12 protein-coding genes and 1 pseudogene are annotated in these 10482 nt (G+C 45.4%); 10 read left to right on the top strand and 3 right to left on the bottom strand.

Annotated features, from left to right (window positions below):
• Together Q0241_RS22105 and Q0241_RS22100 are read right to left on the bottom strand one after the other, a co-directional pair.
• Positions 1–322 (bottom strand): annotated as a pseudogene (locus tag Q0241_RS22105) (hypothetical protein); the annotation flags it as partial.
• A 199-nt stretch (positions 323–521) separates the two neighbouring features.
• Entirely contained in the window at positions 522–1019 is a 498-nt protein-coding gene (locus tag Q0241_RS22100) for a DTW domain-containing protein (RefSeq protein ID WP_299381464.1), read from the bottom strand.
• On the opposite strand from Q0241_RS22100, the gene Q0241_RS22095 reads away from it, so the two are divergent.
• Positions 920–1435 (top strand): class I SAM-dependent methyltransferase, encoded by a 516-nt coding sequence (locus Q0241_RS22095; protein WP_299381467.1) that lies wholly within the window; start codon positions 920–922, stop codon positions 1433–1435. The genes Q0241_RS22100 and Q0241_RS22095 overlap by 100 nt on opposite strands.
• A gap of 36 nt (positions 1436–1471) precedes the next feature.
• On the opposite strand, the gene Q0241_RS22090 is transcribed toward Q0241_RS22095, so the two are convergent.
• Positions 1472–2074, bottom strand: coding sequence for a regulatory protein RecX (locus Q0241_RS22090; RefSeq protein WP_299381462.1), 603 nt, complete (start codon positions 2072–2074; stop codon positions 1472–1474).
• Between the two features lie 52 nt (positions 2075–2126).
• Between Q0241_RS22090 and Q0241_RS22085 the strand changes: the two genes are divergently transcribed.
• The 9 genes from Q0241_RS22085 to Q0241_RS22045 all read left to right on the top strand — a co-directional run bounded on the left by Q0241_RS22085 (position 2127) and on the right by Q0241_RS22045 (position 10334).
• Complete coding sequence (locus tag Q0241_RS22085) at positions 2127–2405, top strand: TfoX/Sxy family DNA transformation protein (protein WP_299381459.1); 279 nt, start codon at positions 2127–2129, stop codon at positions 2403–2405.
• Between the two features lie 100 nt (positions 2406–2505).
• Entirely contained in the window at positions 2506–3330 is an 825-nt protein-coding gene (locus Q0241_RS22080; RefSeq protein ID WP_299381456.1) for an ABC transporter permease, read from the top strand.
• Between the two features lie 13 nt (positions 3331–3343).
• Positions 3344–4162: an ABC transporter permease gene (locus Q0241_RS22075; RefSeq protein WP_299381454.1), complete on the top strand. Its 819-nt coding sequence runs from the start codon at positions 3344–3346 to the stop codon at positions 4160–4162.
• A 197-nt stretch (positions 4163–4359) separates the two neighbouring features.
• Positions 4360–5346 carry a TraB/GumN family protein gene (locus tag Q0241_RS22070; protein WP_299381451.1) on the top strand — a complete coding sequence of 329 codons (987 nt, stop codon included), beginning with the start codon at positions 4360–4362 and terminating at the stop codon, positions 5344–5346.
• A gap of 71 nt (positions 5347–5417) precedes the next feature.
• Complete coding sequence (locus Q0241_RS22065) at positions 5418–6365, top strand: TraB/GumN family protein (RefSeq protein ID WP_299381449.1); 948 nt, start codon at positions 5418–5420, stop codon at positions 6363–6365.
• Positions 6366–6502: 137 nt separating this feature from the next.
• The gene (locus tag Q0241_RS22060) at positions 6503–7681 is read left to right on the top strand and encodes an aspartate aminotransferase family protein (RefSeq protein ID WP_299381446.1); all 1179 of its coding nucleotides are present in this window, start codon (positions 6503–6505) and stop codon (positions 7679–7681) included.
• Between the two features lie 33 nt (positions 7682–7714).
• On the top strand, positions 7715–8623 hold the full coding sequence (argF, locus tag Q0241_RS22055; protein WP_299381443.1) for an ornithine carbamoyltransferase: 909 nt from the start codon (positions 7715–7717) through the stop codon (positions 8621–8623).
• An 18-nt stretch (positions 8624–8641) separates the two neighbouring features.
• The gene (locus tag Q0241_RS22050; RefSeq protein WP_299381441.1) at positions 8642–9610 is read left to right on the top strand and encodes an Hsp33 family molecular chaperone HslO; all 969 of its coding nucleotides are present in this window, start codon (positions 8642–8644) and stop codon (positions 9608–9610) included.
• A gap of 130 nt (positions 9611–9740) precedes the next feature.
• On the top strand, positions 9741–10334 hold the full coding sequence (locus tag Q0241_RS22045) for a hypothetical protein (protein ID WP_299381438.1): 594 nt from the start codon (positions 9741–9743) through the stop codon (positions 10332–10334).
• The last annotated feature ends 148 nt before the right edge of the window (positions 10335–10482 follow it).

Below are 10482 nucleotides of genomic sequence, written 5' to 3'. Positions count from 1 at the left end.
AGATTGCGCGTGACAATGGGCGACCTGAAATTCGGTGCCGTTCAATATCCCAACGGCTTCGCAGCAGGTGTTGTTTTATCACGGTCCGCTGCGGATATTGACTTTGGAATTGAACGCGGAATGTTCGTGCCCAAGCCGAATTTGTGCTTAGCGCGGGCTTCATTCTTACAGCGGCCAACTGCGCTTCGATATTGCCGCCAATATGGGCGAGCATCGCATTCTGATCGCCGATCTTTGCAATTGCTGCATCAACAGCGCTGCCACCTTGCGCTAAAATAGCCAAGCCAGCTTCACTGGCGTAGGGGTTTGCACTAGCAACCATAAACTTTGAGCCATGCACAGCTTTTTTAACCGTTATTCCTGTAGCGGCTTCAGGCTCTCGGGTTTCTCGTTTAGTGTCTGTACTAGCATAAGCACTGAGTAAGCTACTACTTAGCAATATTGCGGAGATCGAGGATAAGGTAAAAAGAGTTTTCAAGGTCATTAGGATCACATTGTATTAATGGTTAAAAGGGCTAGAACTATTTTCTAAACGATAACTGAAAATGATTAAACTGTGCAAATTTATCGAGTAACACTTGATAATGGCCACAATGAATTTTATCAGGATTTTTAACATCACCTTCATGCATACTTTCTTCAATCGAATCATGCAATTCGCCATCAAGCAAGGCAAGAGCATAACAGGTTGCTTCTAGGCTGGACAGCGCATTTTTTTTAGCTACTTTTCGTATCAAATACTGACCATTATTTGCAAGCTGCTCGGGCAAACATATTTGAGTCAGTGCGTGTATATTTGGCGACAACATCAACATACGGTAAGCTTTACGCCACGTACCATCGAGTATGATTAACAATTTAGGTTTATGAGCAGCGCAATCGCTGATGAAATTTTCACTTCGACCTTGCAGGCGTTGCAATACTTGGGCTTGCTCGCTCGGATAAAGCAACAGGCCTTGATAATGCTCGCTTTGATGTCGTGACAGCTGGCCAGTGCTGGCATTGGTTTGAAGCCACAAAGGCGACAAAAGAATGCCAACGGATACTCAAACCCGGCGGATATATTGTCATTTGTCACTTTGATTGGCTTCCTTTGCCAAGAAATGTCGTTTCAGCAACAGAAAGTCTCATTTCCAAACATAACCCGGCGTGGGAAATGTCGGGGGGAACAGGTATTTATCCACAGTGGACAGTAGATTTGGCAACGGGTGGCTTTGAAGCGATAGAAACCTTCAGCCAGGATTTACGTGTTCGTTATAGCCATGAAGACTGGCGGGGGCGTATTCGGGCGTCTGCTGGTGTTTCAGCTTCGTTGTCCCCTGATGCTGTTGCTGCTTTTGATAAAGAACACGGCGACTTACTTCGTCGGGATTTTTCTGATGATCCCCTGTTCATTCCGCACCGATTGTGGTGTGCGGTTGCCAGAAAACCATAATGATTAAAATCAGGAAAGAAACCGAATCTAACTGAGTTAAAGTCCTGCTTCGGCTTCCAGTTCTTCAATGTCATAAGCAAGAATAACACGCTCTGCGATAGCGAAAGAAAAACCCTTACGGCCCAGCGCGGCGAGATCTTTGTCCCGTCGTTCTTCGCGTTTGTCGTCGGTTCGGTAAGGACCAAGGCGGCGCCTTCGTGCATAGGAAATAGCCGCTTCCAAATCGGGATTGCTACTTTCCTCTCGAATAAGATCAATGGCTTTATTGGTGAGGTCTTCGGGGACACCTTTGAGCGACAGATCCTGTCGGATGGCACGAAGTGACATTCCCTTGCGATGTAAACTGCCGCTTCGACCTTCGGCGTAACGTGCATCGTTCAGGAAATTCAAATCACGGAATTTAGAGATCAGTCCTTCAATGATCTCTGCCCCTTCTTGCGGGATTGTTCCGTGCTCTTTGGCAGAGAGGTTTACTTTGCGCATAAGGTAACGGCGCAGACCGACTTCTGTTGTGGCGTAGCGTTCCAGATAAAATCGAGCAACATTTCCCAGATATTTTGCTGTCGCTTTTCTGGGGACTTTACGTTTGGGTTGTTCGCGGTTGTTTTTTTCTGACCGTTCCATCATGTTCTTATACATGCCACGGAGACGTTCCTGGGCCAATTCTTTTTGTCGAAAAATTTATTTCAAAATGAACCGTGATCCAAAAGAAGAACTTCTCGCCTTGAAAAATCTGGGGCCTAAATCCGTTACTCAATTGGTAGATATCGGGATTACTTCGTCAGATCAATTAATCGAATTGGGTGCGGAAGAAGTATTTAGGCGGCTATATTTTCGTTTTTGCGATGAACATCGACTCTCCGTGAATTATCTTTATGCATTGGAGGGCGCGATCAAAGGATGTGATTGGCGTTTGATACCTGTGAATAGAAAAGCGAAACTCAAAGCTTTGATAAAAGATTTGAAATAGTAGATTTCATTGTGCTTTTCTTAACGCGGGGAAAATAAAAATGGCAAAAATAAGAAGTAATTAGGATCTTGCCCTTGAAGCCAACGGAATGGTTGCGTAAATGTGTCGCATGGCTTTGATCGATCAAAAACTTACCCAAATAGCTCCCCGTACCATAGGTCGTGTGAACACCCTTGGTCTTTGGACTCTCTACAGTCGTGAAGTAAAACGCTTTTTAAACGTTTTCACACAGACACTCATGGCGCCCGTCATCACAACTTTGTTGTTTTTAGCCGTCTTCGCGCTGGCTCTTGGGGGCCTGAGCAGGACTGTGGGCGGTGTTGATTATATTACTTTCCTTGCGCCAGGTTTGATGATGATGACCATGACGCAAAATTCCTTTGCCAATACATCGTCGTCTATTCTTATTGCCAAGGTTCAAGGGAATATCGTTGATATCCTTATGCCGCCTCTGGCGCCGTGGGAAATGGCCCTCGGAATTGCGGCCGGGGGGATTACCCGTGGCTTGATGGTCGGGCTGACTGTATTTTTTGCGATGATGCTTTTCCTTCCCGTTTCACTGGCGCATCCTTTGTCGGCGTTATGGTTTGCCATTAATGCTTGTATGATGCTGGCTCTTCTCGGAATGCTTGGCGGGATTTGGGCACAAAAATATGACCACATTGCTGCGGTGACTAATTTTATTATCACACCGCTTTCCTTCCTTTCCGGAACGTTCTATTCAATCGACCGTCTGCCCGATGCTTGGGTTGCTGTGGCCCATTTTAACCCTTTCTTTTATATGATTGATGGTTTCCGGTATGGTTTTATCGGTCATGCTGACGGAAATATTATGATTGGGGCTATTTTACTTCCTGTGGTTAACCTCATCCTGTGGTTTGTTACACATCGTCTGATTACCACTGGTTATCGTTTGAAAGCCTGATGGGATGAATAACGTGACGCCAGATCAAAGCAACAATGTTGTGCCCGGTGAAGGCGTCCGTATTATCGCATTTTTACGCATCTGGACTTTGTTCTATCGCCGTGGCGTTATCCGGTTTATGCGGTTCTGGGTTGAAAGCCTTTTAGGGCCGATGGTTTCGACCATGCTGTTTATGACAGTTTTCACTCTTGCTCTGGGGCCAAGTGATGAAATGGCTCCCGGACTTTCTGCCTTGCAGTTTATCGCTCCCGGCCTTGCGGTGTTTGTGCTGTCGCAAACGGCGTTTCAAAATGTTTGTTTTATGCTGATTATCGACAAACAGGAAGGGGTAATAACCGATGTGCTTATGGCTCCTTTATCACCAATAGAGCTTCTGTTTGGCTATAGTCTGGCCGGTGTCGCCAACGCTCTTCTCGTCGCACTGTTGCTTCTGGGGGCGATGACGGTTTTCACGGGGCCAATGCTGTATAGTTTTGCCGCAACCGCTTTCTTTGGGATTTCAGCTGCATTGCTGTTTTCTATGATTGGTGTCCTTGTAGGTCTCTGGTCTGACAAGTGGGACCAGTTCTCATTAGTGGATAATTTTCTCGTCCTTCCCCTTGGTCTTCTATCGGGCACATTTTTCACTTTGGATCGTATTCCGGAAAGTTGGCAATGGCTTTTCGAAGCAAACCCAATGTTTTGGATCATCAGTGGCTTTCGCTATGGCATTACCGGATATGGATCTGTCGAAGATTTAATCTGGCAAGGTGGCACGCTCGTGTGTTTGATTTTGGTGATGGTTGTTTGCGGTTGGTTATTATTTAAGCGCGGCTACAAGATTAAGGCCTGATATTGCACCTTCAGTTTTTTGGCCCTGGTTTTGTGCCGAAAACTTTTGACTGGGACGTTCTTTTAATAACATTCGGCCCATTTTCCTGTTTATTTTCATCTTTTGTAAGGAAGTGATTTCTAGACTGTTTGAAAACGATGACTGTGTTGTACTACCCGTTTGAGGGGAGTGAGGCGCACTGTTTCAAAGAGAGTTTTATGTCTTTCCCTTATGGTATTTTTTCTACCCAGTATAAGTTCTTAGCGTTTCTTTTGCTTGCTGGTTATCTACTGTTTCCAAACCCAACTCTTAGCGATGGGGCAATTCCTTATGGTAAGGGGCTGTTTTGGAAAATTGAGAAAGATAATAGAGAGCCGAGTTATCTTTTGGGAACCATGCACGTTGCGGACCCAAGAGTACTTAAGATCAAAGATCGTGTTGAGCCTTTTATTAAAAATGCTGATCTTCTTAATTTGGAAATTAATCTCTCACAGCGCGAATTGCGCGAATCATACAATGTGCGGATACGGGATGACGGCAGAACCCTGAATGAGGTTTTGCCAAGCGAGCTCTATGCAAAAATAGTTAAAATAGCCGCGAAGCAGAATGTGAAGGAAGAGGTTCTGCGTGATTTGGAACTTTGGGCTATTTACCCAATCTTAAAGGCCTTGCCAAACGACCCGGACAGGGAAAAACAGCAAGATAGCGGGGTTGCGCTGGATTTTCAATTAGGGGCTTTTGCCAAGGAACATGGGGTTAAAGTCAACGGTCTGGAAACCGTCCGTGAACAGCTTTCTGTTTTTAGTGACCGCGACCGTCAAATTTATCTGGATGCGATTATTCGTATTCTTGAAAAGCCCGATGCCGGACAACATCATGATGATTTGATGGAACAATACGTTGAAATGTATCTATCAGAAAATACGAATAGTTTTTATGAGACACTTCTGGACGACCTAAAAGAAGAGCCGCCAGAAATGTACGATATTTGGATAACGCGACTTTTAGATAAACGAAATCTCAATATGATAAATGGGATGACCAAGGGGTTGATAAAGGGAAATTCTTTTACGGCTGTTGGTGCTCTACACTTGCCAGGTGAGAAAGGAATTTTGAATATGCTCGTACAACGCGGATATCAGGTTTCCCGTGTCCCATGCGAGGATAGTAAAAAAAGTCACTTTTGTCCTAATCAAGACATGTAATCTGCATGAATATCTGTAACAATGGCTTAGATCCAACGTAATTTGTTGAACCCATTCCTTCAGGAATTAAGATGGCTTTGATGCAGATTGGCCAATATCAAAGATTGGCTGAAAATATGTTTTTTGTTCGTTTCTTTCTCAGTGTTTTATTTTTACTTTCGGTTGTTTTCTCATGGCAACCCAGTGTTGCTGAGCCATTAATTAATGGCGATGCGGTGTTGTGGAAAGTTGAAACGCAAGGTGCTGAACCGAGCTATATATACGGGACACTGAATAGTAGTGATCGTCGGGTTGTCGATGCCGGGGCTTATGCACATACGCTCTTAAAAAATGCCGATTATCTTATGGTCGATATCCGTGATGATGATGCGATTAAACAGAAGTTATTCAGTGTGATGCTGTATAATGATAATCGCCGACTAAGAGACCTTGTTTCGCCAGAAACGTTCGAGAATATCAAAGTTATTGGCTATGAATACGGATATCTGGCACGACAGATGGATGTGTTGAAACCTTGGGCCGCACGGGTTGTTTTTTCATCCCCCCCGTCCGAAGCATCACGAATTTCATTGGGAATCAGGACGCTTAATCAAACGTTTCAGGATGTCGCGATTGAGCGGGGTATAGAAATTGTGCAGCTTCAAACTATCGAAGAACAGCTCCAAATTGCAGATGCATCAAACGAAGCGGACCAATTAGCATTGCTGGATACGCTGCCCGCAGAAATTCAAACTGTAGAAGCCACCTATCAAACCCGAATTAACAACTTTCTCGCTCAATCATCCGGTGCGCTGTATCAAGAGGTTCTTGACGAGATATCTGTTTTGTCACCAGAAGCACAGACAAGGTACATGGAAAGTCTTGTTTTTAACCGTAACCTTCAAATGGTTTCACGGATGGGCGAGACCCTTGAAAAGGGGAATAGTTTAACTGTGATAGACGCAGTCTATTTGCCCGGGCAACAGGGGGTTTTAAAGCTTTTGCAGGATAAAGGCTTCACCATTACGCCTGTGAAATAGCTTTTCTGCTAAAAACCTTGTGAATCCTGCTTGTTCCAGTTGACAGCGGGCATCGATATTGGGTTAATACGTTGCTCCGGGGTGACTGACTGTCGCCCCGGGCTTTGTTTTTTCAGCAGATATTAAAGAGAGATACCATGAGTGACGCAGTAATGCCCACCTACGCACGTATCGACCTCGCATTTGAGCGGGGCGAAGGTCCTTACTTATATACTGCTGAAAACCGACGATATCTTGATTTTGCTGGTGGTATTGCTGTTAATTCCTTGGGGCATAGTCATCCAAAGCTTGTTGCTGCACTAGAGGAACAAGGCCGTAAGCTGTGGCACGTTTCTAACCTATACAGAATTACAGGTGGTGAGACGCTGGCAGAACGCCTTGTTGCAAACTCTTTTGCCGATAAGGTCTTCTTTACCAATTCTGGAACAGAAGCGCTGGAAGGTGCCATTAAGCTGGCACGTAAGTATCACAGCCATAACGGACAACCACAGAAGTATCGTATCATTACCTGTGACAGCGCGTTCCACGGCCGGACGATGACAGCATTGTCTGCGGCGGGGAATGCTAAACATCTTGAAGGTTTTGGACCTCAGACACCGGGCTTTGACCATGTTGCTTTTGAGAATCTAAACGAATTGCGCGCGGCGATTAGCGAAGAGACCGCAGCGATTATGGTTGAACCGATCCAAGGTGAAGGTGGTATCCGTGCTGCGTCTATGGATTTCCTTAAGGGTTTACGCACTGTTTGTGATGAATTTGGTCTGCTTTTGATTTTGGACGAAGTTCAGTGTGGTAACGGTCGTACAGGTAAGCTTTTTGCCCATGAATGGGCTGACATAGAGCCGGATGTTCTCGCGACAGCTAAGGGGCTTGGCGGCGGCTTCCCTATGGGCGCTTTCATGGCAACAAACAAGGCTGCTGCTGGTATGGTGCCGGGTACTCATGGCAGTACCTACGGCGGAAATCCCTTGGCAATGGCAATTGGTAATGCTGTTCTGGATGTCTTATTAGAAGACGGCTTTATGGATAGTGTTCTCTCTATCGCTGATTATACTCGCGAGAAGCTTGATGGCCTTGTTGCCCGAAACCCGAACGTCTTTGAAGAAGTCCGCGGGGCGGGCTTGATGCTTGGTTTGAAATGCCGGGTTCCTAATAGTGATGTAATTGCTGCAATGCGTGATGGTGGCCTGCTTAGTGTTGGTGCTGCAGATAATGTTATTCGCTTACTGCCTCCACTTATTATTGACCGATCACACGTTGATGAAGCGATCGCAATTTTAGACGACGTCTGCAAAGGATTAACCCTGGCCGCCTGATAAATTGGCGCCGGGTCTATAAGGTATAATAAAATGAGCAATACAAAACACTTTCTTGATTTAAGCCAATTCGAAACGACTAAATTAAGAGAAATACTGGGCTATGGGGCTCAGCTGAAATCTGGTGAAATTTCCGGGCGGCCATTAGAAGGCAAGTCGCTTGCGATGATTTTTGAAAAGCCCTCGACGAGAACACGCGTTTCTTTTGAAGTGGGTATAAACCAGCTTGGTGGCAATGCGGTTTTACTTGATCCAAGCAGCTCACAGATGGGGCATGGTGAAACCATTGCGGATACCGCGCGTGTTTTATCGCGTTTTGTGGATGCAATCATGATCCGGACAACGTCTGAAGAGATCCTGCAAGAGCTTGCGGAATATGCGACGGTTCCTGTTATCAATGGTTTGACCGACGAGTCTCATCCATGCCAATTAATGGCCGATGTCATGACCTATGAAGAACATCGCGGTGCCATTGCTGGTAAAACAGTTACCTGGTGTGGTGATGGTAATAATGTTGCGACATCATGGATCCATGCAGCAACCCGATTTGGTTTTGAATTGAAACTGGCGACACCTGCTGAGCTGGCGCCGGACCAAAAAGCGCTGGATTGGGCGCAGTCACAAGGCGGAAAGATTTCCGTAACGCGTTCAATGGATGATGCCGTTAAGGATAGTGATTGTATTGTCGCCGACACATGGGTATCCATGGGCGATAAGGATGCGGCGAACCGCCATAATCTGCTGAAACCTTATCAGGTTGATGAACGTGTTATGTCCTTGGCCAAAAACGATGCGCTGTTTATGCACTGCTTGCCAGCACATCGCGGTGAAGAGGTTGTTGCAGAAGTTATCGATGGCCCGCAATCCGTTGTATTTGACGAAGCTGAGAACAGATTACATGCCCAAAAAGGCATCCTTTATTGGTGTATGAGTAACCTTTAGGGGCGTTGGAGAATAAAGATGAATGACACCGTTGGGGAAAATGTCGAAACTGGTTTTTTAAGGGATGATGTGATTCAACCCTTTTTACTTGAATCAACAGGAATCAGAGGGCGCGTTGTTCGCATGGGGCCTGCTCTTGATGAGATTCTCAAACGGCACGACTATCCACCAATAGTGAATGAACTGTTGGGGGAGGTTCTGGCCCTGACGAGTGTCCTTTCTTCGCTGATGAAGTTTTCAGGTTGTTTTACCTTACAAAGTAAAAGTGACGGCCCGGTGAAAATGCTTGTCAGTGATATGACGTCTGAAGGTGTGATTAGAGGCTGCGCGGGGATTGATGATGTTGCCCTGAAAGAGCTTCTTGATAAAACGGAAGACCATTCAACACTTTCTCTCACTGATCTGACGGGTAAAGGCTATATTGCCTTTACTGTGGATCAGGGCGAGCACATGGAACGCTATCAAGGGATTGTGGAACTGGAAGGCGAGAGCCTGTCCGAGTGTATTAAGGGATATTTCAAACAGTCCGACCAAATTAACACAGGTGTTCTGGTTAATGTTGCCCAAATTGACGGGGTTTGGCATGGCGGCGGTATGATATTGCAATACGTACCCGGTGATGGTGGGATTAACCAGCAAGCAGACAAAGACGACGAGGAGATCAAAGAAGATTGGCAACGATCCATGATCTTGATGTCGAGTTGTACAGAAGAAGAGTTGTTGGATCGGGACCTTAGCGTATCTGATTTGCTCTTTCGTTTGTTCCATGAAGAACAGGTAAGAGTGTATGATCAACGCCCGCTTAAAGAAGGATGCCGTTGTTCACGGGAAAAGCTGGCTAATGTGATCAAAACTGTTTCAGCTGAAGAAGTTGATTCTTACAAGGTCGACGGTGTCATTGATGCGAAGTGTGAGTTCTGTGGTCGGTCCTATGTTTTTGACGATGCTGCAATTGCCGAAATCCAGAGTGAAAGCGATCAGAACTAAATTATCCTTATAAGAGCAAAGGCCTTTGTCGTGCCATATTGTTTCTTTAGGAATAAGGGCTGATACCACTTCGTATATTTTGTGGCGTGTGGGTAAAATCATTGTGTTTGTGCAAAGGTGAGATTTCAGAATGTTAAGTCGACGTTCATTTATGTTGAGTGGGTTAGCTATTGGTGGTGCGGCTTTAACGGGGTGTAAAACAGCCCCTTCCAGCTATGAATATGCCGAGCTTACTTATACTCATTTGCCGCCTTATAACCTTCTTGTGCGGGATGTGGTTGTTGATCAAGCCTATGTCAGTCCGGCTAAATCGCCGAATGTTGAACATTTGTTTGATATTTCACCTGCTCAGGCATCAGCCCGGTGGGCAAGAGACCGTCTATACCCGCAAGGCAATAATAACGTTCTGAATTTTGTTATTAAAAATGCTGCTGTGACTGAAAGTGAACTGGAACAGCAAAAAGGTATCACAGGTTTGTTCACCTATGATCAATCCGAACGCTATACTGGCGTGCTTGAAGTTGAATTGCAGGTTTTGAGTGATCAGGGCTTTAACGAAGCTTCTGTCGTTGCGAAGGCAGAGCGCTCTGTAACCGTTGCTGAAAATATCAAACTGCGTGATAGAGAGAAAGTTTGGTACAAACTGACAGAAGACCTGATGACTGAAATAGATCGTCAACTTCAACAAGGAATTGCCAAGCATTTAAGCGACTATGTTCTGTAGTGCAGATAAAACTAAGCTCTATTATCTGCTAAAAATCTTATAACAAAAAAAGCCGCTGAAGTTTTCCTCAGCGGCTTTTTTGATTGATCTTTGGGGTTTTGTTTTAGCCAAAGATGACTTTTGGTAACCATGTTGCCAGTTCTGGGAA

Origin of the sequence: uncultured Kiloniella sp. (assembly GCF_937128705.1) — a bacterium.
Lineage (GTDB): Bacteria > Pseudomonadota > Alphaproteobacteria > Kiloniellales > Kiloniellaceae > Kiloniella.
Note: the sequence above shows the minus strand (reverse complement) of the source record. Positions and strands in the feature narration are given on the sequence as shown.

What these genes read in the sequence shown, in the direction of transcription:
- Q0241_RS22090 (WP_299381462.1), bottom strand. Translation starts at nt 2,074, where the DNA reads ATGTATAAGAACATGATGGAACGGTCAGAAAAAAACAACCGCGAACAA.
- Q0241_RS22085 (WP_299381459.1), top strand. Translation starts at nt 2,127, where the DNA reads ATGAACCGTGATCCAAAAGAAGAACTTCTCGCCTTGAAAAATCTGGGG.
- Q0241_RS22080 (WP_299381456.1), top strand. Translation starts at nt 2,506, where the DNA reads ATGTGTCGCATGGCTTTGATCGATCAAAAACTTACCCAAATAGCTCCC.
- Q0241_RS22070 (WP_299381451.1), top strand. Translation starts at nt 4,360, where the DNA reads ATGTCTTTCCCTTATGGTATTTTTTCTACCCAGTATAAGTTCTTAGCG.
- Q0241_RS22065 (WP_299381449.1), top strand. Translation starts at nt 5,418, where the DNA reads ATGGCTTTGATGCAGATTGGCCAATATCAAAGATTGGCTGAAAATATG.
- Q0241_RS22060 (WP_299381446.1), top strand. Translation starts at nt 6,503, where the DNA reads ATGAGTGACGCAGTAATGCCCACCTACGCACGTATCGACCTCGCATTT.
- argF (WP_299381443.1), top strand. Translation starts at nt 7,715, where the DNA reads ATGAGCAATACAAAACACTTTCTTGATTTAAGCCAATTCGAAACGACT.
- Q0241_RS22050 (WP_299381441.1), top strand. Translation starts at nt 8,642, where the DNA reads ATGAATGACACCGTTGGGGAAAATGTCGAAACTGGTTTTTTAAGGGAT.
- Q0241_RS22045 (WP_299381438.1), top strand. Translation starts at nt 9,741, where the DNA reads ATGTTAAGTCGACGTTCATTTATGTTGAGTGGGTTAGCTATTGGTGGT.